23 protein-coding genes are annotated in these 24,829 nt (G+C 55.9%); 14 read left to right on the plus strand and 9 right to left on the minus strand.

Features of this window, described 5'->3' with window-relative positions; translation table 11 throughout:
* Positions 1-34 precede the first annotated feature (34 nt).
* The 3 genes from KCR01S_RS19650 to KCR01S_RS19660 all read left to right on the plus strand — a co-directional run bounded on the left by KCR01S_RS19650 (position 35) and on the right by KCR01S_RS19660 (position 4,313).
* Positions 35-985, plus strand: coding sequence for an alpha/beta hydrolase (locus KCR01S_RS19650; protein WP_061284739.1), 951 nt, complete (start codon positions 35-37; stop codon positions 983-985).
* A 189-nt stretch (positions 986-1,174) separates the two neighbouring features.
* Entirely contained in the window at positions 1,175-3,472 is a 2,298-nt protein-coding gene (locus KCR01S_RS19655; protein ID WP_061284740.1) for a formate C-acetyltransferase, read from the plus strand.
* Positions 3,438-4,313, plus strand: a complete 876-nt coding sequence (locus KCR01S_RS19660) for a [formate-C-acetyltransferase]-activating enzyme (RefSeq protein ID WP_061284741.1) — start codon at positions 3,438-3,440, stop codon at positions 4,311-4,313. Before KCR01S_RS19655 ends, KCR01S_RS19660 begins: the two co-directional genes overlap by 35 nt.
* An 82-nt stretch (positions 4,314-4,395) precedes the next feature.
* Here the strand turns inward: KCR01S_RS19660 and KCR01S_RS19665 are convergent, their stop codons facing one another.
* On the minus strand, positions 4,396-5,163 hold the full coding sequence (locus KCR01S_RS19665) for a phytanoyl-CoA dioxygenase family protein (protein WP_061284742.1): 768 nt from the start codon (positions 5,161-5,163) through the stop codon (positions 4,396-4,398).
* A 160-nt stretch (positions 5,164-5,323) separates the two neighbouring features.
* On the opposite strand from KCR01S_RS19665, the gene KCR01S_RS19670 reads away from it, so the two are divergent.
* A complete protein-coding gene (locus KCR01S_RS19670; protein WP_061284743.1) occupies positions 5,324-6,145 on the plus strand; it encodes a helix-turn-helix transcriptional regulator in 822 nt (273 codons plus the stop codon).
* 3 nt (positions 6,146-6,148) lie between these two features.
* Here KCR01S_RS19670 and KCR01S_RS19675 read toward each other — a convergent pair whose 3' ends face one another.
* Positions 6,149-6,493, minus strand: a complete 345-nt coding sequence (locus KCR01S_RS19675) for a nitrous oxide-stimulated promoter family protein (RefSeq protein WP_061284744.1) — start codon at positions 6,491-6,493, stop codon at positions 6,149-6,151.
* 64 nt (positions 6,494-6,557) lie between these two features.
* Complete coding sequence (locus KCR01S_RS19680; RefSeq protein ID WP_061284745.1) at positions 6,558-6,845, minus strand: Rdx family protein; 288 nt, start codon at positions 6,843-6,845, stop codon at positions 6,558-6,560.
* Positions 6,846-7,053: 208 nt separating this feature from the next.
* Here KCR01S_RS19680 and KCR01S_RS19685 point away from each other — a divergent pair, with 208 nt between their 5' ends.
* The 8 genes from KCR01S_RS19685 (at position 7,054) to tnaB (ending at position 16,400) form a co-directional block, all read left to right on the plus strand.
* Positions 7,054-9,411 carry a TonB-dependent receptor domain-containing protein gene (locus KCR01S_RS19685; protein ID WP_061284746.1) on the plus strand — a complete coding sequence of 786 codons (2,358 nt, stop codon included), beginning with the start codon at positions 7,054-7,056 and terminating at the stop codon, positions 9,409-9,411.
* A gap of 61 nt (positions 9,412-9,472) precedes the next feature.
* Entirely contained in the window at positions 9,473-10,516 is a 1,044-nt protein-coding gene (locus KCR01S_RS19690) for a hemin-degrading factor (protein WP_082767974.1), read from the plus strand.
* A complete protein-coding gene (locus KCR01S_RS19695; protein WP_061284747.1) occupies positions 10,513-11,334 on the plus strand; it encodes a heme/hemin ABC transporter substrate-binding protein in 822 nt (273 codons plus the stop codon). Before KCR01S_RS19690 ends, KCR01S_RS19695 begins: the two co-directional genes overlap by 4 nt.
* Positions 11,334-12,329, plus strand: a complete 996-nt coding sequence (locus tag KCR01S_RS19700) for a FecCD family ABC transporter permease (protein WP_061284748.1) — start codon at positions 11,334-11,336, stop codon at positions 12,327-12,329. The genes KCR01S_RS19695 and KCR01S_RS19700 overlap by 1 nt, the downstream gene beginning before the upstream one ends.
* Positions 12,322-13,101, plus strand: coding sequence for a heme ABC transporter ATP-binding protein (locus KCR01S_RS19705; protein WP_061284749.1), 780 nt, complete (start codon positions 12,322-12,324; stop codon positions 13,099-13,101). Before KCR01S_RS19700 ends, KCR01S_RS19705 begins: the two co-directional genes overlap by 8 nt.
* Before the next feature lie 198 nt (positions 13,102-13,299).
* Positions 13,300-13,377: a tryptophanase leader peptide gene (gene tnaC, locus KCR01S_RS25845; RefSeq protein ID WP_072277192.1), complete on the plus strand. Its 78-nt coding sequence runs from the start codon at positions 13,300-13,302 to the stop codon at positions 13,375-13,377.
* Positions 13,378-13,622: 245 nt separating this feature from the next.
* Positions 13,623-15,038, plus strand: coding sequence for a tryptophanase (gene tnaA / locus KCR01S_RS19710; protein WP_061284750.1), 1,416 nt, complete (start codon positions 13,623-13,625; stop codon positions 15,036-15,038).
* Between the two features lie 114 nt (positions 15,039-15,152).
* Positions 15,153-16,400: a low affinity tryptophan permease TnaB gene (gene tnaB / locus KCR01S_RS19715; RefSeq protein ID WP_061284751.1), complete on the plus strand. Its 1,248-nt coding sequence runs from the start codon at positions 15,153-15,155 to the stop codon at positions 16,398-16,400.
* 34 nt (positions 16,401-16,434) lie between these two features.
* On the opposite strand, the gene yedF is transcribed toward tnaB, so the two are convergent.
* On the minus strand, positions 16,435-16,668 hold the full coding sequence (gene yedF, locus KCR01S_RS19720) for a sulfurtransferase-like selenium metabolism protein YedF (protein ID WP_052282163.1): 234 nt from the start codon (positions 16,666-16,668) through the stop codon (positions 16,435-16,437).
* Positions 16,665-17,876 (minus strand): selenium metabolism membrane protein YedE/FdhT, encoded by a 1,212-nt coding sequence (gene yedE / locus KCR01S_RS19725; RefSeq protein ID WP_061284752.1) that lies wholly within the window; start codon positions 17,874-17,876, stop codon positions 16,665-16,667. Before yedE ends, yedF begins: the two co-directional genes overlap by 4 nt.
* A gap of 310 nt (positions 17,877-18,186) precedes the next feature.
* Between yedE and mutS the strand changes: the two genes are divergently transcribed.
* On the plus strand, positions 18,187-20,748 hold the full coding sequence (gene mutS / locus KCR01S_RS19730; RefSeq protein WP_061284753.1) for a DNA mismatch repair protein MutS: 2,562 nt from the start codon (positions 18,187-18,189) through the stop codon (positions 20,746-20,748).
* A 153-nt stretch (positions 20,749-20,901) separates the two neighbouring features.
* On the opposite strand, the gene KCR01S_RS19735 is transcribed toward mutS, so the two are convergent.
* Genes KCR01S_RS19735 through KCR01S_RS19745 form a run of 3 tightly spaced genes read right to left on the minus strand, consistent with a single transcriptional unit; the run spans position 20,902 to position 23,166 of the window.
* A complete protein-coding gene (locus tag KCR01S_RS19735; RefSeq protein WP_061284754.1) occupies positions 20,902-21,138 on the minus strand; it encodes a non-oxidative hydroxyarylic acid decarboxylases subunit D in 237 nt (78 codons plus the stop codon).
* 10 nt (positions 21,139-21,148) lie between these two features.
* On the minus strand, positions 21,149-22,576 hold the full coding sequence (locus tag KCR01S_RS19740; RefSeq protein WP_061284755.1) for a non-oxidative hydroxyarylic acid decarboxylases subunit C: 1,428 nt from the start codon (positions 22,574-22,576) through the stop codon (positions 21,149-21,151).
* The gene (locus KCR01S_RS19745) at positions 22,576-23,166 is read right to left on the minus strand and encodes a non-oxidative hydroxyarylic acid decarboxylases subunit B (RefSeq protein ID WP_061284756.1); all 591 of its coding nucleotides are present in this window, start codon (positions 23,164-23,166) and stop codon (positions 22,576-22,578) included. The genes KCR01S_RS19740 and KCR01S_RS19745 overlap by 1 nt, the downstream gene beginning before the upstream one ends.
* A 171-nt stretch (positions 23,167-23,337) precedes the next feature.
* Here KCR01S_RS19745 and KCR01S_RS19750 point away from each other — a divergent pair, with 171 nt between their 5' ends.
* Complete coding sequence (locus KCR01S_RS19750) at positions 23,338-23,742, plus strand: MarR family winged helix-turn-helix transcriptional regulator (RefSeq protein ID WP_061284757.1); 405 nt, start codon at positions 23,338-23,340, stop codon at positions 23,740-23,742.
* A gap of 102 nt (positions 23,743-23,844) precedes the next feature.
* Here the strand turns inward: KCR01S_RS19750 and rpoS are convergent.
* A partial coding sequence (rpoS, locus tag KCR01S_RS19755) for an RNA polymerase sigma factor RpoS (protein ID WP_061284758.1) occupies positions 23,845-24,829 on the minus strand: 985 nt, incomplete at its 5' end.

Raw genomic sequence — 24,829 nt, forward strand, 5'->3', positions numbered from 1 at the left:
AATGATAAATAAGCGTTTTCCCTGGGAGATGCTTATGATTCGCTTACCACTGGCCGCCACCATGGCGCTGCTCTTTTCCGCCCAGACGGCCTTCGCCGCCTTGCCCACATTCACTTTCTGGCCCGATGGCGAAGCGCCGGGCGCGAAAAACAGCCCGGTCAGCTTTGCGCAGGTGGAACGCAGCAAAGACCCCACGCTGCCCGACCGTGCCGTCACCGGCATTCGCGCCCCGGAAATAACCGTTTACGCCCCTGAACACCCTAACGGCGTGGCGCTGCTGGTGACTCCCGGCGGCTCATATCAGCGAGTGGTACTCGATAAAGAGGGCAGTGATTTAGCCGCACCGTTTAATGCCCAGGGCTACACCCTGTTTGTGATGACCTACCGGATGCCGGCCGATGGCCACGCTGAGGGCGCAAACGCCCCGCTGGCGGATGTCCAGCGAGCGATGCGCACGCTGCGCGCCCGCGCCGGGGAGTGGAACATCAATCCGCACCGGATTGGCGTGATGGGCTTTTCGGCAGGTGGACACGTGGCAGCCAGCCTTGAAACGCGCTACGACGAACCGGTGTACACCCCGATTGATACCATCGATAAGCACAGCGCCCGGCCCGATTTCGTGGTGCTCGGTTATCCGGTCATTTCCATGGATAAGGCCATCGCCCATCCTGGTTCACGCAAGGCCTTGATTGGCGACACGCCGAACGCTGAGCAAATTAAGCACTATTCACCGGAACTGAACGTGAATGCACAGACGCCGCCAACCTTCATCATGCACGCGGTTGATGATCCTTCGGTGCCGGTGGAAAATTCGCTGGTGATGTTCAACGCCCTGCGCGCTCACAAAATTCCCACCGAGCTGCATCTGTTCGCCGAAGGCAAGCACGGCTTCGGTATTCGCGGGGCGAAAGGGCTGCCCGCCGCCGCGTGGCCGCAGTTGGCCATGCGCTGGATTGACTCACTGCCACCGTCCCCTCAGGGTTAACGCGGCAATCTTATCCCGGCCGAGCGCAGCAACGCCGGGTTTTACCCAGACAAAACTTAGATCTCACTTTTCAGTTTTGATCACAATAATCCAGTAAATCGCCCCATTCTCTTCTGTCTCCCGCTGCCGCATTTGCCTACCGTAGAAGCCATAAGAAACGTCAGGTTAATCTCCCGAGGAGCCAGCACCATGAGCCATAGAATTCAGCGACTGAAAGACGCCCTGTTTGCCAATCCACGCGAAATCTCCCTCGAACGCGCCGTGTTGTATACCGAAAGCCATCGCCAGACCGAAGGCGAGCCGGTGATTATCCGCCGCGCCAAAGCCACCGCGCATATTCTCGATAACGTCGCCATCAGCATTCGCGACGACGAGCTGATTGCCGGCAACCGCACCATCAAACCGCGCGCCGGGATCATGTCACCGGAGATGGATCCTTACTGGCTGCTAAAAGAACTCGACCAGTTCCCGACCCGTCCACAGGACCGCTTTAACATCAGCGACGACGACCAGCGTCTGTACCGCGACGAGCTGTTCCCGTACTGGGAAAAACGCTCGATGAAGGATTTCATTAACGCGCAAATGACCGATGAGGTGAAAGCCGCCGTCAGTACGCAGATTTTCAGCGTGAACCAGACCGATAAAGGCCAGGGCCACATCATCATTGATTATCCACGCCTGCTTAATCACGGGCTTGAGGCGCTGGTCTGCGAGATGCAGGCGCATGTGCAGCAGCAGCCGAATAACGTGTTTTATCGCGCGGTGTTGATTCTGCTTGAGGCTTCTCAGCGCCATATCCTGCGCTATGCCGCGTTGGCTGAAGAAATGGCGGCCACGTGTGACGACCCACAGCGCCGTCAGGAGCTGGAAACCATCGCCCAGGTTTCGCGCCATAACGCGCAGAAGAAGCCACAAAACTTCTGGCAGGCCAGCCAGCTATTCTGGTACATGAACATCATTTTGCAGTATGAATCCAACGCCAGCTCCATTTCGCTGGGGCGATTTGACCAGTACATGCTGCCGTTCTGGCAGGCCTCGCTAAATCACGGTGGAGATCCGGCGTTTATGCAGGAGCTGCTGGAATCATTGTGGGTGAAATGCAACGACATCGTACTGCTGCGTTCCACCAGCAGCGCGCGCTATTTTGCCGGCTTCCCCACCGGCTATACCGCCCTGCTGGGTGGCCTGACGGAAAACGGGCGCAGCGCGGTAAACATTCTCTCCTTCGTCTGTCTTGACGCCTATCAGAACGTTCGCCTGCCGCAGCCCAACCTTGGGGTGCGGGTCAACGAACTGATTGACCGGCCGTTCCTGCGCAAAACGGCAGAAACCGTGCGCTTAGGCACCGGTATTCCACAGATTTTTAACGATGAAGTGGTGGTGCCCGCGTTTCTCAACCGCGGCGTGTCGCTGGAAGATGCCCGCGATTACGCGGTGGTCGGCTGCGTGGAGCTGTCGATTCCTGGCCGCACCTACGGGCTGCACGACATTGCGATGTTCAACCTGCTGAAGGTGATGGAAATCGTCATGCTGGAGCACGAAGGCGATGAGGAGATTAGCTACGACAGCCTGCTGGCAAGCATTCGCCATAAAATCCAGCACTACATTAAGCTGATGGTGGAAGGCAGCAACATCTGCGATATCGGCCATCGCGATTGGGCGCCGGTCCCGCTGCTCTCCTCATTCATTGAAGATTGTATCGCCAACGGTAAGGACATTACCGAAGGCGGCGCACGCTACAATTTTTCTGGCGTACAGGGGATTGGGATTGCCAACCTTAGCGACTCGCTGCACGCGCTCAAAGGCATGGTGTTTGACCAGCAGCGCATGAGCTTCGACGAGCTGCTGGCGGTGCTGAAGGCCAACTTCGCAACGCCTGAAGGCGAAAAAGTGCGCGCCCGTTTGATTAACCGCTTCGAGAAGTACGGCAACGATATCGACGATGTCGACAACATCAGCGCCGATCTGCTGCGTTTTTACTGCAAAGAAGTGGAAAAATATCGCAACCCGCGCGGCGGACAGTTTACGCCGGGTTCATATACCGTATCAGCGCACGTGCCGCTGGGCTCAGTGGTTGGCGCAACGCCGGATGGTCGTTTTGCTGGCGAACAGCTGGCAGACGGCGGCCTGTCCCCGATGGTGGGACAAGACGGTCAGGGGCCGACGGCAGTGCTGAAATCGGTAAGCAAGCTCGACAACTATCTGCTCTCTAACGGCACGCTGTTGAACGTTAAATTTACCCCGGCAACGCTGGAAGGTGAAAGTGGCCTGAACAAACTGGCGGATTTCCTCCACGCCTTTACCAAACTGAAGCTCCAGCACATTCAGTTTAACGTGGTGAATGCCGAGACACTGCGTGAAGCCCAGCAGCGGCCGCAGGATTTTGCCGGGCTGGTGGTTCGCGTGGCGGGCTACAGCGCCTTCTTTGTCGAGCTGTCGAAGGAGATTCAGGATGACATTATCCGCCGCACCGCGCATCAGCTGTGAGGTGATTGAAACGCGCGCCGATACGGCGCGCATTTTCAACATCCAGCGCTATTCATTAAACGATGGCCACGGTATTCGCACGGTCGTTTTTTTTAAAGGCTGCCCGCATCGCTGCCCGTGGTGCGCCAACCCCGAATCCATCTCGCCTAAAATCGACACCGTGCGCCGGGAGAGCAAGTGCCTGCACTGCGCCACCTGTCAGCAGGACGCCGAAGAGTGCCCTTCCGGCGCATGGGAACACATTGGCCGCGACGTGACGCTGGCATCCCTTGAACGGGAGGTGCTAAAAGACGAAGTCTTTTTCCGCGCCTCCGGCGGCGGCGTGACGCTCTCTGGCGGCGAGGTACTGATGCAGGCCGAGTTCGCTAGCCGTTTCTTACTGCGCCTGAAGCAATGGGGGATTCATACCGCCATCGAAACGGCCGGCGACACCTCCCCTCACCGCCTGCTGCCGCTGGCACAAGCCTGTGATGAAGTGCTGTTCGATTTGAAAATCATGGACAGCGAAACGGCACGACGCGTCCTGAACATCAACCAGCCGCGCGTGCTGGAGAACTTTCGCCTGCTGGCTAGCGAGGGGATCAATGTGATCCCAAGACTGCCGTTGATCCCCGGTTTTACCCTCAACGAGGACAATGTCGCGCAGATTCTGGATTTTCTGGCGCCGTTACCGGTGAATGAGGTGCACCTGCTGCCGTTTCATCAATACGGCGAGCCGAAGTATTCGCTGCTGGGCAGCGAGTGGGCAATGGTGGGAATTAAAGCACCGGAGCCTGAAGAGATAGCACCTATTCGGGCGATGGTGGAACGGGCGGGATATCGGGTCGTGGTTGGCGGGTGAATCCTGGCGCGCACCTGTCTGCGGCCGATTACCTTGCCTCCTCTCCCTTAGCCAGGGAGAGGAGGCCATCAGAGCCTGAAGATCACTCCACATCCAACAGCCATTTCTGCGCCGGCGTTAAGCGACTGGCGGTTTCCGGCGTTAGCCAACGGCGCTGATCCTGCTGGGCAGTGTCAGCCCGGTCAATATACAAACCGTGTAGCACCCGGCGGCGTGAACCTTCGCGATTGGTGGTCCCCCCGTGCCAGGCATGCGCGTTATAAATCATCACACTGCCCGCCGGGGCTTCAAAAATCACTTCATCCGGATGCGGTAATCCGACATCTTCCAGCACCTCTTCCGGCAGCTCCGGGCGGAGATGGGTGGCCGGGATTATTCTCGGCGCACCGTTGGCGGCGTAGAGATCGTCAATGGCCCAGATGGTATTAACCAGATGCACTTTCGGGAAGTCCGGACGCGGCTTTTTCCAGTCGGCGTGCAGCGGCTGATGGCCACCGTTGTATAACGCTTCGCGGGCGTTGAGGCTGGAGATTTTAAACTCGCCTTCAAAGATATAGCGACACGCCGAGAGGATCAGCGGATGTGACCACACCTTTTCCCACACCACGCCTTTGTTCACCAGGTTGGCGACGCGGGTGGCGGTCTCCTCCTGGTGGTGTTCAACCGCCAGGTTCTCCCCTTCTTTCTCTACCAGGAAGTCAATACGTTCGCGCATCGCCGCCAGCCAGTCGGCGTCGGCCACGCCATGCACAATCGTGTAGCCCTGGGTATCCAGTTCATGTTTCATCGTTGCTGACAGTTCGCCGTTGGCGCCCAGTGCATCCAGCCAAAATGCCGCTTGCTTGTCCATATCGCCTCTCTTTTGTTAACCATTTCACAACATGTATGAAAAGTTACTGCACGCGGCGGCGGCATTCTGTATGAGATAGCTACACAACACTGGATTTTTGTGTACAGCAAAATAAAGTGTGATGAGATTCAAAATCCAGAATAATAACCAGGACATGAGCATGTCAGAGCAATCCCTCGTCCCCGTGCTGGAGCAGCTATTGCGACAGCAGGGAGACCTTGTCGTGCGTTTCCCGCAAACCGTCCAGCCCGCACCAGAGCTGGCGATGAGCCTGTCATTTCCCCGTCTGGAGATTGTGCTGGAAGGCGAACTGCCGGATGACTGTCTGCACTCACCGCTCGGCCCGCTCCAGGCGCTGTATATTCCCGGCGGCCGCTGGAATGCCCCGCAGTGGCAGGGGCCTGCCACGACGCTAAGTATTTTATTCAGTAAGCAGAAACTGGGGTTTAGCCTGCAGCGCTTTGACGGCCAGAAATTTGTTGAGATCCGCAAGCAGCACGTCGCGCGTTTAGGGCCGCGCGTGGGGTCATATCTTTTGCTGGCGCTCAATGAGCTGGCGATTCGCCCGGTGATGCCAACGGCGCAGATTGTCCTGAGCGGCCTGCTCAGCCACTGCATCGATCAGCTCACCCATCTGGCGGATACGGTCAGCAAAAGCAAAGAGCTGTTTATGGCGATTCAGGAGTATATCGACGAACACGCCGCCGAGGCGCTTAGCCGGGAGACGGTGGCGAGGAAATTCCACATCACCCCGAACTATCTGTCGCACCTTTTTCAGAAATCCAGCACCGTCGGCTTCAACGAATATCTGACCGCCGTCCGCCTGGAGCTGGCGAAGAAATTACTGCGCGGATATGAGATGAAAATTAAAGAGATTGCCCATCACTGCGGCTTTGAGGACAGCAACTACTTCTGCCGGATCTTCCGTAAGCATACGGCGCGATCGCCGTCAGAGTACCGCCGCCACTGTCGTACGATGTAAGCGCTATTTTTTCGGCCGATACTTTTCCGGCAACTCCGGCACGGGACGCCGGTCGTCAATCAAATGGCGAATGGTGAGAATCGGGTGGCGCCAGAGCATTCGCGGCCCCGCCCAGCGCATAATTTGCTTCATCTCTTCGCGCTTCGCAGGCTGGTAGCAGTGGACCGGGCACTGTTTACAGGCCGGTTTTTCTTCACCAAAAACACATTTATCTAGCCGTTTATCGGCATAGGCGTTCAGCGCCTGATAGTGCTCGGCATCATTCTGCGCATCCGGACAACGCCCCTGATATAGCGTAATCATGCTGCGGATAGTCCGTTTTTCACGGTCGATGCGTTTGCCTGCCATAGCCTGTTCCTCACCAATAAAGATGCATTAATAATACACTTTTAATGATGTTTTCGCAGCCGCTTTATCCGCCGTTCTTATCCACATGCCCCAACGGTTTTTCCGGGAAACAGACGTCACGCACCCGGCGCTTTAGCTCCGCGGCATCGGGAAAACCGTCGTCACGCTTGCGATCCCAAATCAGCTCGTCGCCAACGGTAATCGTGAAAATTCCCCCAGAGCCCGGAATCAGCGTTACCGAAGCAATATCGGTGCTAAAGGTATGCAGTAGCTCCTGAGCCATCCAGCTGGCACGAAGCATCCAGTTGCACTGGGAACAGTAGGTGAGCGTAATTGCAGCTTTCTGCGTCATGGCGGTCTCGCGAAGGATGAAAAGCACTAGTGTAAACAAATTGTTTCATATGCCGAGATTAATTTGCAAACTTTATTGCAAATGATAATTCCTATCATTACTATTCGCATCACTATAAAAACGGAAAAACGTCGAATCGCTTAAGGAAAAGCGGACTTCTGGAAGTAACGAGTGGGCCAATACTAATAACGATGAAGGCATGGCAACTATGTACAAATCCATTCAATCAGAGGCGTGGTGCAAGAAAAGCCTACTGGTAACCTCTTTGCTCGCAGCGATTTATCAGACTTCCGCGGGCGCGGCTGACACACAGGACAAAACGGCCGCCGTTGACAGCGCAGAACAAATGACCGTCACGGCACCGGCGCCGGTACTGAAACCGGGCAGCCAGCACGCCGTCAGCGCGCAGGAACTACAGGACAAGGGAGCCAACGATTTTGGTTCCATCATGCGTTATGAACCGCTGATCGGCGCAACCGGTGCCAGCGGTGGATCCGGCAATGGTAAGAGCGGCTTTGACCGCGGTGGCTACACCGGTTACAACATCCGCGGGCTGGAAAGTAACCGCGTTGGCATCGATGTTGACGGTATTGCCCAACCGAATGCCACCGGACGTAGCTACGTTAGCCGCGCCGGGCTGAATTCCTTCGGCATTGGCCGCGACTACATCGACCCGTATATGTATGGCAGCGTCGATATTCAGTCCGGGGCGACCGATACCGAAACCGCCAACACCTCTATCGGTGGTAATGTCTCCTTCCAGCCTAAATCGGCTGATGACTATCTACATCCGGGTAAAACCACCGCCTTTAGCTATCGCAGCGGCTATGACTCTGCCGATCGCAGCTGGCATAACGGCCTGACGGCGGCGGGTGGCGATGAAACGCTGCGCGGTATTTTTGTCTACAGCCGCCGTGACGGCCAGGAAACCACCACCAACAGTGCCAACGTTGATGCTTACCCTGCCAACTGGCACTCCGACGCGTTTATGACTTCCGGCATTTGGCAGCCAAACGATCAGCATAAGCTGACCAGTACCTTCGACTACTACCATAAAACCAACCATACGCACTACGATGTCTGGGACAACGCCGGCGACAGCACCATTGGTAACGCACAGCAGACCAGCCAGACGCGTCGTTGGGGATTGAGTCTGAAGGATGACTGGACGCCGATGAATGACTTCATCGACAGCATGTCGACCAAGGTTTACTACCAGCATACTGAAGCGCACGACCGCACCTACATGCCGGACAGCACCAGCGGTAAGATGGAAACGGTGTACTCCAACTACGATACCGACACCTGGGGCATGCAAACCGCGCTGGCAAAAAGCGTGGGTCGCCACGATCTGAGCGCCGGTTTTAATGCCAGCACCACCAAAACTCAGCGCCCATTCAGCCAGTCGCCGATCCCAAGCGTTTACAGCGAAATCATGCAGCCGGAAGCGGATAGCCGGGATTACACGATCGCGGGCTTCCTGCAAGATCAGATCAACTTCGATCTCGATGGGCACAACTTTGCGGTGATCCCTGGCGTTCGCGTCGTCCATCAGTCAACCAAGCCGGAAAATCTCTCCAGCCTGACAACCAACAGCACCGTGCTGACCGAATCCTCAGTGTCGACACTGTACGGTAAAAACTCAGACACCCAGGCGCTGCCGTCACTGACTTTCCAGTACGACCTCACGCCGCGCATGATGACCTATCTGCAATACAAACGCGGGGCTGAATTCCCGAACACCAGCCAGCTGTACGGTTCATGGAACCTCGGTTCAAGCTATGCGGGACGCGGCCAGTACGCTCTTATCGGCAATACCGATCTGAAAACTGAGACCAGCGATAACTTCGAGTGGGGTATGAAGGGCGAGGTCACGGAAGGGATCACCATGCGTACCGCGCTGTTCTACAACAGCTATAAAAACTTTATCGCCTACACCCGCTACACCCGGGCGAACAACCCAAGTCAGTTCACCAACGTACCGTCCAACATCTATACCATTTATCAGGCAGAAAACCGCGATAAAGCCTATATCTACGGCGGTGAGATCAGCGCGAAGTTCAACTTCGGCACCTGGTTTGAACAGGTGGACGGTCTGAGCGCCACGCTTGCCTACGGTTACAGTGAAGGCCAGTCGAAGTCCAGCTACTACGGTGATAAATACGTTGATCTTGATAGCGTTGCGCCAATGAAAGCCATCGTTGGCGTGGCGTGGGATGATCCAGCTAAACGCTACGGTACTGCGCTGACCGCGACCTTCGTTAAAGGCAAGCGCGCAACCACCACGAACCGTGAAAGCTACACCAACACCGGCAGTGCGCTGACGGATTCCACCAGCGAATACATGCGCGTACCGGGCTACGGTATGCTCGACTGGACAGCCTACTGGCGCGTGACCAAAAACGTTCGCCTCAACGGTGGCGTGTATAACCTGACTGACCGTAAGTACTGGGACTACCTGAGCAGCCGCAACATTGAAACGTCTACTAATCAGGACGCCAATGATAAATCGCTGGCGGTGATGCCAGGCCGTACCTGGCAGTTGGGCGTCAACGTCGATTTCTGATAACAACATAACCAAAACCTGCCCCCGGCCATTGGCCGGGGAAATAATAAGGAAGAGAGCTATGCAAAATGCACCAACCGAACTGTGGCAGCGCTATCAGACCATCAAGACAAGCGGCGCCGCCAAATACGCCCGCGATATCGCGACGGAAATGGGGATTAGCGAGGCCGAATTGACCTCCGCACGCGTGGGCCACGATGCCCAACGTCTGCAGGGTGAAATCCGCGACATTTTAGGCGCGCTGGAAAGCGTCGGCGAAACAAAATGCATCTGCCGCAACGAATATGCGGTGCATGAGCAGGTTGGCGCATTTACCAATCAGCAGCTGAGCGGCCATGCCGGGCTGGTGCTGAACCCGCGGGCGCTCGATTTACGTCTGTTCCTGCATCAGTGGGCCAGCGTTTTCTACGTCAAAGAAGCCACGACTCACGGTGAACGTCAGAGCATTCAGTTCTTTGACCATCATGGCGATGCCCTGCTGAAAGTCTATGCCACCGACAATACCGATATGGCCGCATGGGGCGAGGTTCTGGCACGTTTTCTCAGCACAGAAAACGCGCCGCTGGCACTGAAAGCGAAAGAAGCCGTCGCTTCTACCGCTCAGGCCAATGCGCAGACCGTCGATCAAGAGTGGCGCGCCATGACCGATGTGCACCAGTTCTTCATGCTGATGAAGCGCCATAATCTGACGCGCCAGCAGACCTTCGAGCTGGTGGGCGACGACCTCGCGTGCAAGGTGTCAAACGACGCGCTGGCGCAGGTACTGAACGCCGCCCATCAGGAAGGCAACGAAATTATGGTCTTCGTTGGCAACACCGGCTGCGTACAGATCTTCACCGGCAACATTGAAAAAGTGGTGCCAATGAAAGGCTGGCTGAATATCTTCAACCCGAACTTCACTCTCCATTTGATGGAAGAGCACATCGCGGAAACCTGGGTCACGCGTAAGCCGACCGTTGATGGCCACGTCACCAGCCTGGAGCTGTTCGCGAAAGACGGCACCCAGATTGCACAACTGTTTGGCCAACGCACCGAGGGTCAACCGGAGCAGACCCAGTGGCGCGCCCAGGTTGACGCTCTGACGCCAGAAGGACAGCCTGCATGAGACGCCTGCTTGCCCTGATTGCTGCGCTTCCTCTGATGGCGTTTGCCTCCGCGCAGGAAAGAATCATTACCCTCGGCGGCGACGTCACCGAGATTGTCTACGCACTTGGGGCAAAATCGGCGCTGGTCGCTCGCGACAGCACCAGCCAGTGGCCGCCTGAAGCGGCCGCTCTGCCAGACGTCGGTTATTTGCGCCAACTCAACACGGAAGGCATCCTCTCCCTGCGCCCCACGCTGGTGCTCGCCAGCAGCCAGGCACAGCCTTCGCTGGTACTGCAAAAAATCCAGGACAGCAAGGTGAAGGTGGTCAACGTGCCGGGTGGCTATGACGCTGCGGCGATGGACAGCAAAGTAAGCGTAATTGCCGATGCGCTTGGCAAGCAGGCGCAGGGCGACAGCCTTCGCCAGACGCTGCATGCCGAGATGGCGAAAATTCCCGCCCAGCCGCTGAATAAGCGGGTGCTGTTTATCCTCAGCCACGGTGGCTCCGGCGCACTGGTTGCCGGCCAGCAAACCGCGGCGGACGCTGCTATCAAACTGGCCGGGCTGCAAAACGCCATGCAGGGCTTTGACCACTATCGCACGATGTCGCAGGAAGGGGTCATTGCCAGCCTGCCGGATCTGGTGGTGATCTCCGCCGAGGGGTTGAAAGGCATGGGCGGCGAAGCTTCGTTATGGAAGCTGCCGGGTCTGGCACAGACGCCTGCCGGTCGTCACCAGCAGGTGCTGGTGGTCGATGATATGGCCCTGCTCGGCTTCGGCCCGCGTACGCCGCAGGCGCTGTTGCAGCTACGACAAAAAGCGGAGCAGCTACCCTGATGTTCGCTACCGTCTCCCGCCAACTGTGGCTGATGGCCATTGTGCTGCTCGGCTTGACGCTCTTTGCCACCACGCTCGGCGCAATGCGCCTGCCGCTCGCCAATTTGTGGGGCTCAGGCGATGAAGTGCTGCGCCATATCTGGCTCACCATTCGCCTGCCGCGCGTTTTGCTGGCGCTGCTGGTGGGTAGCGCGCTGGCGCTTTCCGGCTGCGTGATGCAGGGGCTGTTCCGTAATCCACTCGCCGATCCCGGCCTGTTGGGGATCAGCAGCGGCGCGGCGCTGGCCGTCGCTTTTTGGCTGGTGTTACCAATAAGCGTTCCAGCCATTGTCGCGCTGTATGCACCAATGCTGGCGGCATTTATTGGTAGCCTGGCGGTGATGGTGGTCATTTTTGTACTCAGCAAGTCGGGGGACAGTTCGCTCTCCCGCCTGCTGCTGGTGGGTATTGCAATTAACGCCCTGTGCGGCGCGCTGGTGGGCATGCTGTCGTGGATAAGCAACGACACGCAGCTTCGTCAGCTCTCGCTATGGGGCATGGGCAGCCTGGGGCAGGCCGAGTGGTCAACGCTCATCGTTGCCGCCACGCTGATGATCCCCGCGTCTCTGGTGGTGTGGTGGCTGGCCTCGCGCCTCAACCTGCTGCAATTAGGCGATGAAGAGGCCCATTATCTCGGCGTTAACGTGCGTCTGATGCAGCGGATTTTGCTGCTGTGCAGCGCCGTATTGGTCGCGGCGGCGGTCGCTATCAGCGGAGTGATTGGTTTTATCGGCCTGGTTGTTCCACACCTGATGCGCATGTGGCTGGGGCCGGACCACCGTGGATTGGTCCCGGGTTCACTGCTGGCGGGGGCGATTTTGTTGCTCATCGCTGACACCCTCGCCCGCACCGTTGCCGCTCCCGCGGAAATGCCGGTGGGTCTCTTAACCAGCGTGCTCGGCGCGCCGTGGTTCCTGTGGCTCATTTTCCGCCAACAGAGGTCGACTCATGGATAATCATTACACGGCGCGTTCGCTATCGCTGCGCCTTGGGAAACGCCGGGTCATTGATGACGTTTCTGTCCAGCTACGATGCGGCGAAGTCACGGCGCTCATTGGCCCCAACGGGGCGGGGAAATCAACTCTGCTCCGCCTGCTGACCGGCTTTTTATCGCCTGACCGTGGCGAACGGAGCATTGAAGGCCAACCGCTCGATACGTGGTCAGCCAACGCCCTCTCCCGCCGCCGTGCGGTCATGCTGCAGCGTACGCAGCTTACCGCCAACTGGCCGGTGGAAACGGTGATCGCCATGGGGCGCGCTCCGTGGGGGAACGAGGTGGATAGCGCGTTAATTCAACGGGTGATGGCCGAAACCGGCTGTAGCCACCTGGCGGGACGCCTTTACCCTGCCCTTTCCGGCGGAGAGCAGCAGCGCGTGCAGCTGGCGCGCAGCCTGGCGCAGCTGTGGCATGCGGATGGCCCGCAGGGCTGGCTGTTTCTGGATGAACCGACCTCGGCGCTGGATCTATTCTACCAACAGCACCTGCTGCGCCTGTTGAAAAAACTGAGCCGCCGCGGTGAGTTACACGTGTGCATTGTGCTGCACGACCTTAACCTCGCCGCGCTGTGGGCCGATACCATCCTGTTGCTGCACCAGGGTACGCTGGTCGCCGAAGGTAGCCCGCAGGAGGTTATCCAACAGTCGGTGATTCAACGCTGGTACGGCGCGGATATTAGTATGGGCTTACATCCTGAAATTGCAGTACCTCAGGTTTATCTTACCCCCTAATTGTCTGGGCGTGATACGCCGCCCAGACAATTAGTACCGACCGTCATTATTGTTTTATTTATTAAGTGCAGGCGAAACAATAATCTATAAATGCGTAGAAATAAGCATTCGTGACCAATTTCACAAATGAATACATAGCTAATAGACAAATAAAATAATTCTAATAATGTAGGGTGTGTCTAATGGAGAACGTACATTATGAACAGCCTAAATAAAACGTATAAGATTTCAAAATGGTTTAACATTGACAATGTTATTGTCAATCACCGTCCTTAAGTCCTCAAACGCCTCCGCATTAATATCACAGCAAGCAGATTAATTTTCTGTTTGTGATATCCCATACGAATTTTGTGACTCTGAGTTCGCTACGGCTTTCGGCTTAAGCGTGTTTTCAACACGTCTGAGTTAAATATCGCCGTGGTCACCAGACGTCAGGAATAAGCATTCGTATTGCGCAAGATTATGGTTTTCATTACCGATGAATGCCGCGGACGAGTGCGTCTAAATTTAAGGATTACACCATGAACAATTTTAAACATCTGCCAGAACCTTTCCGTATTCGCGTTATTGAACCGGTTAAACGCACCACTCGCGAGCACCGTGATAATGCTATTTTCGAAGCCGGGATGAACCCATTCCTGCTGGACAGTGAAGATGTTTTTATTGACCTGCTGACCGACTCAGGCACCGGTGCCGTCACGCAAAATATGCAGGCGGCAATGCTGCGCGGGGATGAAGCCTATAGCGGCAGCCGCAGCTATTACGCACTGTGCGATGCGGTAAAAGATATTTTCGGTTATCAATATACGATCCCTACCCACCAAGGACGCGGCGCCGAGCAAATTTATATTCCGGTGTTAATTAAGAAACGCGAGCAGGAAAAGGGCCTCGACCGCAGCAAAATGGTGGCCTTCTCCAACTATTTCTTTGATACCACCCAAGGCCACAGCCAAATCAACGGTTGTACCGTGCGGAACGTTTATATTAAAGAAGCCTTTGATACTTCTGCGCGTAATGATTTTAAAGGTGATTTCGATCTCCAGGGGCTGGAAAATGGCATCGAAGAGGTCGGGCCAAAGAACGTCCCTTATATTGTGGCAACCATTACCTGTAACTCTGCAGGTGGCCAACCGGTTTCTCTGGCTAACCTGAAAGCGATGTATGAAATCGCCAGGAAATACGATATTCCGGTGGTGATGGACTCCGCGCGCTTCGCTGAAAACGCCTATTTTATTCAGCAACGAGAGCCGGGGTATCAGGATTGGACGATTGAGCAAATCACCCGCGAAACTTACAAATACGCCGATATGCTGGCCATGTCAGCGAAGAAAGACGCCATGGTGCCGATGGGTGGTCTGCTGTGCATTAAGGACGATGGCTTCTTTGATGTTTACACCGAGTGCCGCACCATTTGCGTGGTACAGGAAGGCTTCCCAACTTACGGTGGCCTGGAAGGCGGCGCCATGGAGCGTCTCGCCGTGGGTCTGTACGATGGCATGGGTCAGGACTGGTTGTCGTATCGCATCACGCAGATCCAATATCTGGTCGATGGACTGGAAGCCATTGGCGTAACCTGCCAGCAGGCGGGTGGGCACGCGGCGTTTGTTGATGCAGGCAAACTGCTGCCGCACATTCCAGCCGATCAGTTCCCGGCGCAGGCGCTGGCCTGCGAGCTGTATAAAGTCGCTGGGATCCGCGCCGTGGAAATTGGCTCCTTCCTGCTGGGCCGTGACCCGAAAACCGGTAAACAGTTGCCGTGTCCGGCCGAGCTGCTACGTTTAACTATTCCACGCGCTACCTATACCCAAACGCATATGGACTTTATTATCGAAGCGTTTGAACACGTTAAAGAGAACGCTGCGAACATTAAAGGCCTGACCTTTACCTATGAGCCAAAAGTGTTGCGTCACTTTACGGCGAAATTAAAAGAAATTTAACCCTCAACTATTCCAATGGCTATATCTCTGATATAGCCATTTTGGATTCTGGCACCTGGCACTATTTTATTCCTGATACAACATCAACTTAACCGTTATTATTAAGGGAAGGCCATGGACGAAGATTCAAAGACAAAACATTCCTCATTCTGGGGAATTATGGTCATTGCCGGTACCGTCATTGGTGGCGGTATGTTTGCATTACCGGTTGACCTTGCTGGGGCCTGGTTTTTTTGGGGCGCATTTATTCTCATCATTTCCTGGTTTTCAATGCTCCACTCCGGACTCCTTTTATTAGAAGCCAATCTTAACTATCCGGTCGGTTCAAGTTTTAACACCATCACCAAAGATTTAATCGGTAATAAATGGAACGTGGTCAGCGGCATTACGGTGGCCTTTGTGCTGTATATTCTTACCTATGCCTACATTTCTGCCAATGGCGCTATTATCAGCGAAACGATCGCTATCAATGCAGGGACGCACGTCAACCCGCGCATCGTCGGGATCGGCAGCGCCATTTTTGTCGCCAGCGTGCTGTGGGTGAGCTCCCTGGCCGCCAGCCGGATCACCTCCTTTTTTCTCGGTATTAAGATCATCGCCTTTATTGTGGTGTTTGGCTCTTTCTTCTTCCAGGTCGACTACTCTATTCTCCGCGATATCGCGGCGCCCGAACATAACAGCCGTTATTTCCCCTATATTCTGATGGCCGTTCCGGTGTGCCTGGCCTCGTTTGGCTTCCATGGCAATATTCCCAGCCTGATCATTTGCTACGGAAAGCGCAAAGATAAGCTGATTAAAAGCATTGTCTTCGGTTCCATTCTGGCGCTGGTGATTTATCTGTTCTGGCTCTATTGCACCATGGGGAATATCCATCGCAGTAACTTTAAAGAGATTATCGCCTCGGGCGGCAACGTGGACTCGCTGGTAAAATCCTTCCTCGGAACCAATCAGCACGGCGTGATTGAGTTCTTCCTGCTGATTTTCTCTAACCTGGCGGTAGCAAGTTCATTCTTTGGCGTCACGCTGGGGTTGTTCGATTATCTCGCCGATCTGTTCAAAATGGGCAATACGCCGTGGGGACGCTTTAAGACGCTGCTATTAACCTTCTTACCGCCGGCGGCTTTGTACCTTATTTTCCCGAACGGCTTTATCTATGCCATCGGCGGCGCCGGGCTGTGTGCCACCATCTGGGCGGTGATTGTGCCTGCATTCCTGGCGCTGAAATCGCGCGAGCGATTCCCGGATAAAAACTTTACCGTCTGGGGCGGCAAAGCTATCCCTGCGGTGGTGATTGCGTTTGGGGTGATGGTGATTCTGTGCTGGTTTGGCAGCACGCTGAACCTGCTGCCGCGCTTTGGCTAAAAACGCGCTCTCGCCGGGAGGCGAGAGCGGCCGATTACTTCTGAATCAGATAGCGAATGGTTGGCCCATCCTGCTGAATGTCCAGCACCGTGTAGCCGTGGTTTTTGGCATCCAGCGGGATATTGTTAATCGACTGCGGACAGTCGCTGACCACTTCCAGTATTTCACCTTTTTTCAGCTGCGGCATCGCCTCAAGGGTCGCCACCGCCGGATACGGGCAAGGCTCTCCGACCATATCCAGACGGTAATCCGGGACTATCGTGTTCATACGCTCTCCTTCGCGGTAACGTTAGCGGTGGCTGCCCGGCGGAAGAAGCGTTTTTCCCAACCGATAATCAGCAGTAGCGCTATCAATAACAGACCGTAGGTGACTAACAGGCCGCCCAGCGGGCCAAAGGTGTTCAGCAGGTTAACTTTATCCCAGTTGGTGGCAAGCGCCGGGGAAATGTCATCCCAGTAGTAGGCCAGAATGGTGGATCCCACCACATTGCCCAGCCCCACCCACCAGTAGTGCACCTGGCCTTCTACCGCACGGTACATCCAGCCGGTTTCGCAGCCGCCGGCCAGCACAATGCCAAAGCCAAACAGCAATCCGCCGATGACCGCATTCGGGCCGGCCCACATAATTTTCGGCGCCACGCCCAACTGGACATAGCTGAAGATCCCAATGGCGCTGACCGCCATACCAAAGATAATCGCTTTTGCCATTTGCGTGCGCCCGGTGATCCACAGGTCGCGAAATGCCGAGGTAAAACAGATTTGCGCGCGTTCAATCAGCAGACCGAAGCCCACGCCAAACAGCATTGCCAGGCCCAGTTTCGGGCTCCCGACGGCGGTTAACAGCGCCCAGCCCACCATCCCAACAAAGATCAGCATTCCAAGACGGAAGCGACGGCGCGCCTGATCCGGACGCTGCGTCAACGGAGAAGCGGCAGAAACTTTGACCATTTTTACCGGAATGCGGAACATCGGCAGCAGCGTAAAGCGGGCGCCAAACCACGAACCAATCGCCGTTGCCAGCGCAAAGAACCAGGCGTGAAGCGAGAACTGCGGAATGCCGGTAAAGAACGCCGCGAGGTTACAGCCCATCGCCAGACGCGCGCCAAAACCGGCAATCATCCCGCCGATAATCGCCTGAAAAATACGAATACGGCTTTTTGGCAAACGCAGCTTGACGTTATTTGCCCACAGCGCCGCGGCAAAGCAGCCGCCGAACATGCCGATAATCATCATGCCGTCGATGCGCGTCAGCGGTGTTCCCTCAAGGCCAATCAGTTTGTAATAGCCCCAGGTTTCCGCATGCACGCCGGCCAGCTGAAGTAATTGCCCGCCCCAACGGGTGAACTCGCCGGTGACGGCCCAGAAGGTGCCGGTAATGCCGAAATAATAGGTCGCGAGAATACCGGCGGCGATCACGGCCGGCACCGGTGACCAGAATTTGATCAAGAAAGTGTGTTTGAATTGTTGCCAGGTCATAACGATGTACCTCTGAACTCAGAAGGATGGTGGTGCGGAAAGCCGGGGATTATAGCGGTAATATCATGCGTATTAATGACAACCTCAGTAAAAGATCGGTTAGATCAATTTACCGTATCGGCAGACGAGACAACCGCCCGACAGCTTTTCGTCCAGATGCCGCCTCTTCTGTTTTCCTGACATTCAGACTCCGTTATCATGCAGCCTACGTACTCATAAAAAACGGCAGGGATCGGATGCGATCCTGCAACGACAAATGAGTCTGCAACAGAACCTTCAAGATTTCTAAGTAAATGGACATCATAAACGGATGAGTACAATCGACAATCTCGACGCCCACACGCCGATGATGCAGCAGTACCTGAAGCTGAAAGCACAGCATCCTGAAATTCTGCTGTTCTACCGAATGGGTGACTTTTACGAGCTGTTTTATGACGATGCGAAGCGCGCATCGCAGCTGCTGGACATCTCCCTGACCAAACGCGGTGCCTCGGCCGGTGAGCCTATCCCGATGGCGGGCATCCCGTATCATGCGGTAGAAAACTATCTTGCCAAGCTGGTAAATCAGGGCGAGTCCGTCGCCATTTGTGAACAAATCGGCGACCCGGCCACCAGCAAAGGGCCGGTGGAACGTAAAGTCGTGCGCATTGTGACGCCGGGCACCATCAGCGACGAAGCGCTGTTGCAAGAACGTCAGGATAACCTGCTGGCCGCTATCTGGCAGGACAGCAAAGGCTTTGGCTACGCCACGCTGGATATCAGCTCCGGGCGTTTTCGCCTGAGTGAGCCCGCGGACCGTGAAACCATGGCCGCCGAGCTGCAGCGCACTAACCCGGCCGAGCTGCTGTATGCCGAAGATTTTGCCGAAACCTCGCTGATTGAGGGCCGCCGCGGCCTGCGCCGTCGCCCGCTGTGGGAATTTGAAATCGACACCGCGCGCCAGCAGCTGAATATGCAGTTTGGCACCCGCGATCTGATTGGCTTCGGCGTTGAAGGCGCACCGCGCGGCCTATGCGCCGCTGGCTGTCTATTGCAGTATGTCAAAGACACTCAGCGCACTTCCCTGCCGCACATTCGCTCCATCACCATGGATCGTCAGCAGGACAGCATCATCATGGATGCCGCCACGCGCCGTAATCTTGAGATTACCCAGAACCTGGCCGGCGGGCTGGAAAATACCCTCGCATCGGTGCTCGATTGCACCGTCACGCCGATGGGCAGCCGAATGCTGAAACGCTGGCTGCATATGCCGGTGCGCGATACCAAAATATTGACCGAACGCCAGCAAACTATCGGCGCCTTGCAGGATGCCACGGCAGATTTGCAGCCAGTATTGCGCCAGGTTGGCGATCTGGAACGTATTCTGGCGCGTCTGGCGCTGCGTACCGCCCGCCCACGCGATCTTGCCCGTATGCGCCATGCCTTCCAGCAACTGCCGGAATTGCGCGCCCAGTTGGAGAGCGTTAACAGCGCGCCAGTACAGGTGCTGCGCGAGAAAATGGGTGAATTTGCCGATCTGCGCGACCTGCTTGAACGCGCGATCATCGATGCACCGCCAGTACTGGTGCGCGACGGCGGCGTGATTGCTCCCGGCTACCATGAAGAGCTGGATGAGTGGCGTGCGCTGGCCGACGGCGCGACCGACTATCTCGACCGTCTGGAGATTCGTGAACGCGAGCGTACCGGGCTTGATACCTTAAAAGTGGGCTTTAACGCAGTACACGGTTACTACATCCAGATCAGCCGTGGACAGAGCCATCTGGCGCCAATCAACTACGTGCGCCGCCAGACGCTAAAAAACGCCGAACGCTACATTATTCCGGAACTGAAAGAGTACGAAGACAAAGTTCTGACTTCGAAAGGGAAAGCGCTGGCGCTGGAAAAACAGCTGTACGATGAGCTGTTTGACCTGCTGCTGCCACATCTGGCCGATCTGCAACAAAGCGCGAGCGCGCTGGCGGAGCTGGACGTGCTGGTTAACCTGGCAGAGCGGGCGTATGCGCTGAACTACACCTGCCCAACGTTTAGCGATAAACCGGGCATCCGGATTATTGAAGGCCGCCATCCGGTGGTGGAGCAGGTGCTAAACGAGCCGTTTATCGCCAACCCGCTGACGCTCTCGCCGCAGCGGCGGATGCTGATCATTACCGGTCCTAACATGGGCGGTAAAAGTACCTATATGCGCCAAACCGCACTGATAGCGCTGCTAGCCTATATCGGTAGCTATGTGCCAGCCCAGAGCGTTGAGATAGGCCCTATCGACCGGATCTTCACCCGCGTGGGCGCGGCTGACGATCTGGCGTCTGGCCGTTCAACCTTCATGGTGGAGATGACCGAAACCGCCAATATCCTGCACAACGCGACCGAACAAAGCCTGGTGCTGATGGATGAAATTGGTCGTGGCACATCCACCTACGATGGCCTGTCGCTGGCTTGGGCCTGTGCGGAGAATCTGGCGAATAAAATCAAAGCGCTAACGCTGTTCGCCACCCACTACTTTGAACTGACCCAGTTGCCGGAGAAAATGGAGGGCGTCGCTAACGTGCATCTGGATGCGCTAGAGCACGGTGAGACTATCGCCTTCATGCACAGCGTGCAGGACGGCGCGGCCAGTAAGAGCTACGGTCTAGCGGTTGCAGCACTGGCCGGCGTGCCAAAAGAGGTGATTAAGCGCGCGCGCCAGAAGCTGCGCGAGCTGGAAAGCTTATCGCCAAATGCCGCGGCGACTCAGGTCGACGGTACGCAGATGTCGCTGCTGGCCGTTCAGGACGAAGTGTCGCCAGCCGTTGAAGCGCTGGAGGGGCTGGATCCGGACTCGCTGACCCCGCGTCAGGCGCTGGAGTGGATTTATCGTTTGAAAGGTATGGTGTAAACACTGCCATGTTAAAACCGGGCCACAAAAGTGGCCCGGTCTTTATGATTAACTCTTCATGGCGCATCGCGCCTGCAATAGACAACTCACCTATTTCCTGCCGTAGTACACCCTATTCGGGATGCGCTAATCGCGGAGGATAAGCCAATTTATTCAGCGCTTATCCTGCGCCAGCAGCGGCGGGATACTCGGCACCATTGGGGCGTCATCAATATCCTTCTGCGTCATTCGGAAGGCTTCCGGGTAGTGCTCGCGGCTGGTGCGGCGCAGTGGTTCGCTATCACGCCAGGTGTACAGGCAATGCTGGCACTGATATACCGTCCAGACATCTTTTACGGGTGACTTCGCCATCACTTCAATATGTTCGTCGGCGCAACGTGGACAAATCATCTTTTCCTCCTTACTTACGGTTAGCCAGCATAGCGGTCAGTTTTGCAGCCCAGGCTTTGGTTTCCGGCAGGTCCTGCACCGGCTGGCTGTAGTGGCCGCGGTTGTCCGGGGCAACCGGCGTGGTCGCGTCGATGACCAGCTTATCGGTGATCCCCGCCGGGCTTGATCCAGGATCAAGTTCCAGCACCGACATGTTCGGCAACTGGACAAGATCCCCCGCTGGATTCACTTTCGACGATAGCGCCCACATCACCTGCGGCAGGTTGAACGGGTCAACGTCTTCATCCACCATAATCACCATTTTCACGTAGCCCAGACCATGCGGTGTGGTCATGGCGCGTAGCCCTACCGCGCGGGCAAAACCGCCGTAGCGCTTTTTGGTGGAGATAATGGCTAATAGGCCGTGGGTGTACATCGCATTGACCGCCTGCACTTCCGGGAATTCGGCTTTCAGCTGCTGGTACAGCGGCACGCAGGTGGCCGGGCCCATCAGATAGTCAATTTCGGTCCACGGCATACCGAGATACAGGGATTCAAAAATGGGCTTCGTGCGGTAAGAGACTTTATCGATGCGCACGACCGTCATGTTGCGGCCGCCCGAATAGTGGCCGGTGAACTCACCAAACGGCCCTTCAATTTCACGTTTACGCCCTTCAATGACCCCTTCTAAGATAACCTCTGAGCCCCACGGCACGTCAAAACCAGTCAGCGGTGCGGTAGCAATTGGGTAGGGGCTCTCGCGCAGTGCACCCGCCATCTCATATTCTGACTGGTCGTATTTCAGCGGCGTGGCCCCCATCAGAGTGATGATAGGATCGTTGCCCAGGGTAATAGCGATCGGCAAATCTTCGCCGCGCTCTTCGGCTTTATGCAGATGCAGCGCGATGTCGTGCATCGGGATAGGCTGTAGGCCAAGCTTACGCTTGCCCTTCACTTCCATTCGGTAGATACCGACGTTTTGCTTACCGAAGTTATCAGGATCAAGCGGATCGCGTGACACCACACAGGCTTTATCGAGATAAAAACCGCCATCGCCGTCGTTCAGACGAAATAGCGGCAGAATATCAAACAGGTTTATTTCTTCGCCATCGACGGTATTTTCAGCCCAGGCAGGATTTGCACGGCGTTCAGGCGCCACGGGAAAGTGATCCCAGCGGCGGATAAATTCATCAATCTGCTTTCTGACCGGCGTGTTGATCGGCAGCCCCATGGATATTGCGTGGTTTTGCCACGAGCCGATAGTATTGAGCGCCACTCGTGCATCGGTAAAGCCGCGAATGTTATCAAACCACAGCGCTGGCGCACCGTCGCCAATTCGCCCTGTCGCATTCGCGGCCGCCGCCAGATCCGGCTCGGCATTCACCTCTTCACTGATTTTGAGCAGTTGCCCCTGGTCTTCCAGCGCCTGCAAAAAACTGCGTAAATCATCAAAAGCCATTATGCATCCTCCTGTGAAAATTTCTCTGCCCTCAGGCCGTTCCAGCGCCGTGCTTTGCGGTACTCAAGGCCAAACTGATCCAGCACCCGCGTCACGACATGATGCGTAACGTCATCAATGGTTTGCGGATGGTTGTAATACGCAGGCATAGGCGGCACCATCGCCACGCCCATACGCGACAGCGCCAGCATGTTTTCCAGATGAATGGTGCTGAGCGGCATTTCACGCGGCACCAGCACCAGCTTGCGCCCCTCTTTGAGCACCACATCGGCGGCGCGGCCAACCAGCCCATCGGCATAACCCGCGCGGATCCCCGCCAGCGTTTTCATGGAGCAAGGGATAACAATCATGCCGTCGGTACGAAAAGAGCCCGATGAGATAATGGCGGCCTGATCCGCTGGGCTATGACAAACATCGGCCAGTTCAGCCACTTCACGCACGCTATACGGCGTCTCCAGTTCAACGGTGGTTTTGGCCCATTTCGACATCACCAGATGCGTCTCTACATCGGGCATGTCACGCAGCGCCTGCAAAAGCGCAACGCCGAGCGGCGCACCGGTGGCGCCGGTCATTCCAACAATCAATCTCATTTACGCCTCAATATTTGTTCGTGTACGAACGTTTGTCATAAAACTACGCCTGAACGCACCCAGTGGCAATATTGTTCGTACACGATCGCACTTAAAGCTTAAAAATGAAGGATTATAAAAGCCGCCAGGAGCGGCTATCATAAAGAACACGTATTTTAAGATGGGGTTTTCATGGAGTTAAGAAACGAAGCATTTCACCTGCTACGCCAGCTTTTCCAACAGCATACGGCACGCTGGCAGCACGAATTGCCGGAATTGACCAAACCCCAGTACGCGGTCATGCGCTCGATTGCCGAGCATCCAGGGATTGAACAGGTCGAACTCACCGAAGTGGCCGTCAGCACAAAAGCCACGCTGGCAGAGATGCTCAGTCGAATGGAGAGCCGTAATCTGGTTAAGCGGGAACACGATCCGGCGGACAAACGTCGGCGATTTGTCTTTCTCACCCCTGAGGGAGAAGCGTTGTTGAATGCCCGAAAACCTGTCGGTAACGCCGTTGATGAGGAATTTCTCGGCAGGTTGAGCGATGAGGAGCGCGCGCTGTTTACCAAACTGGTGCGTAAAATGATGGGCTAGAGACGCGGCCTTTGTCGGCTGCCAGCGCCTGGTGTGGTTATTCATCTGGCGGTACAAAAGAAAAAGGCCAGTCGCAGACTGGCCTTTTTGACGAATGTTCACTTACTCACGGAACAGCGCTTCGATGTTAAGCCCCTGACCCTGCAGGATTTCCCGCAGACGGCGCAGACCTTCAACCTGAATCTGACGCACGCGTTCGCGGGTCAGACCGATTTCACGGCCCACATCTTCCAGCGTTGCCGCTTCATAGCCCAGCAGGCCAAAGCGACGAGCCAGCACCTCACGCTGCTTGGCGTTCAGTTCGAACAGCCATTTGACGATGCTTTGTTTCATATCATCGTCCTGCGTGGTGTCTTCCGGGCCGTTTTCATTTTCATCGGCCAGGATATCCAGCAGCGCTTTTTCAGAATCTCCGCCCAGCGGCGTATCAACTGAAGTGATGCGTTCATTAAGACGCAGCATCCGGCTAACGTCATCAACTGGCTTATCCAACTGCTCGGCTATCTCTTCAGCGCTCGGCTCGTGATCCAGCTTGTGCGACAGTTCACGCGCGGTGCGCAGATAGACGTTGAGTTCTTTAACGATATGGATTGGCAGACGAATTGTGCGGGTTTGGTTCATGATAGCCCGTTCAATAGTCTGACGGATCCACCACGTGGCATAGGTTGAAAAGCGGAACCCACGCTCCGGGTCGAACTTCTCTACGGCACGAATCAGCCCCAGGTTGCCCTCTTCGATAAGATCCAGCAGAGCCAGACCACGATTGCCATAACGGCGGGCAATTTTCACTACCAGACGGAGGTTGCTTTCAATCATCCGGCGGCGTGAGGCGACATCGCCACGCAGAGCACGGCGAGCAAAGTAAACTTCTTCTTCTGCGGTTAATAATGGAGAATAACCGATCTCACCCAGATAAAGCTGAGTCGCATCGAGTACACGTTGAGTGGCACCCTGCGAGAGAAGCTCCTCTTCGGCGAGTTCGCTGTCACTGGGTTCCTCTTCATTCAGGACTTTCTCATCGAAAGTCTCTGCTCCATTCTCATCAAACTCCGCATCTTCATTTAAATCATGAACTTTCAGCGTATTC

Origin of the sequence: Kluyvera cryocrescens NBRC 102467 (genome assembly GCF_001571285.1) — a bacterium.
Taxonomy (GTDB): Bacteria; Pseudomonadota; Gammaproteobacteria; order Enterobacterales; family Enterobacteriaceae; genus Kluyvera; species Kluyvera cryocrescens.

Excerpts from the sequence above, each read along its gene's own strand:
- KCR01S_RS19650 (WP_061284739.1), top strand. The coding sequence starts at position 35 with ATGATTCGCTTACCACTGGCCGCCACCATGGCGCTGCTCTTTTCCGCC.
- KCR01S_RS19655 (WP_061284740.1), top strand. The coding sequence starts at position 1,175 with ATGAGCCATAGAATTCAGCGACTGAAAGACGCCCTGTTTGCCAATCCA.
- KCR01S_RS19660 (WP_061284741.1), top strand. The coding sequence starts at position 3,438 with ATGACATTATCCGCCGCACCGCGCATCAGCTGTGAGGTGATTGAAACG.
- KCR01S_RS19665 (WP_061284742.1), bottom strand. The coding sequence starts at position 5,163 with ATGGACAAGCAAGCGGCATTTTGGCTGGATGCACTGGGCGCCAACGGC.
- KCR01S_RS19670 (WP_061284743.1), top strand. The coding sequence starts at position 5,324 with ATGTCAGAGCAATCCCTCGTCCCCGTGCTGGAGCAGCTATTGCGACAG.
- KCR01S_RS19675 (WP_061284744.1), bottom strand. The coding sequence starts at position 6,493 with ATGGCAGGCAAACGCATCGACCGTGAAAAACGGACTATCCGCAGCATG.
- KCR01S_RS19680 (WP_061284745.1), bottom strand. The coding sequence starts at position 6,845 with ATGACGCAGAAAGCTGCAATTACGCTCACCTACTGTTCCCAGTGCAAC.
- KCR01S_RS19685 (WP_061284746.1), top strand. The coding sequence starts at position 7,054 with ATGTACAAATCCATTCAATCAGAGGCGTGGTGCAAGAAAAGCCTACTG.
- KCR01S_RS19690 (WP_082767974.1), top strand. The coding sequence starts at position 9,473 with ATGCAAAATGCACCAACCGAACTGTGGCAGCGCTATCAGACCATCAAG.
- KCR01S_RS19695 (WP_061284747.1), top strand. The coding sequence starts at position 10,513 with ATGAGACGCCTGCTTGCCCTGATTGCTGCGCTTCCTCTGATGGCGTTT.
- KCR01S_RS19700 (WP_061284748.1), top strand. The coding sequence starts at position 11,334 with ATGTTCGCTACCGTCTCCCGCCAACTGTGGCTGATGGCCATTGTGCTG.
- KCR01S_RS19705 (WP_061284749.1), top strand. The coding sequence starts at position 12,322 with ATGGATAATCATTACACGGCGCGTTCGCTATCGCTGCGCCTTGGGAAA.
- tnaC (WP_072277192.1), top strand. The coding sequence starts at position 13,300 with ATGAACAGCCTAAATAAAACGTATAAGATTTCAAAATGGTTTAACATT.
- tnaA (WP_061284750.1), top strand. The coding sequence starts at position 13,623 with ATGAACAATTTTAAACATCTGCCAGAACCTTTCCGTATTCGCGTTATT.
- tnaB (WP_061284751.1), top strand. The coding sequence starts at position 15,153 with ATGGACGAAGATTCAAAGACAAAACATTCCTCATTCTGGGGAATTATG.
- yedF (WP_052282163.1), bottom strand. The coding sequence starts at position 16,668 with ATGAACACGATAGTCCCGGATTACCGTCTGGATATGGTCGGAGAGCCT.
- yedE (WP_061284752.1), bottom strand. The coding sequence starts at position 17,876 with ATGACCTGGCAACAATTCAAACACACTTTCTTGATCAAATTCTGGTCA.
- mutS (WP_061284753.1), top strand. The coding sequence starts at position 18,187 with ATGAGTACAATCGACAATCTCGACGCCCACACGCCGATGATGCAGCAG.
- KCR01S_RS19735 (WP_061284754.1), bottom strand. The coding sequence starts at position 21,138 with ATGATTTGTCCACGTTGCGCCGACGAACATATTGAAGTGATGGCGAAG.
- KCR01S_RS19740 (WP_061284755.1), bottom strand. The coding sequence starts at position 22,576 with ATGGCTTTTGATGATTTACGCAGTTTTTTGCAGGCGCTGGAAGACCAG.
- KCR01S_RS19745 (WP_061284756.1), bottom strand. The coding sequence starts at position 23,166 with ATGAGATTGATTGTTGGAATGACCGGCGCCACCGGTGCGCCGCTCGGC.
- KCR01S_RS19750 (WP_061284757.1), top strand. The coding sequence starts at position 23,338 with ATGGAGTTAAGAAACGAAGCATTTCACCTGCTACGCCAGCTTTTCCAA.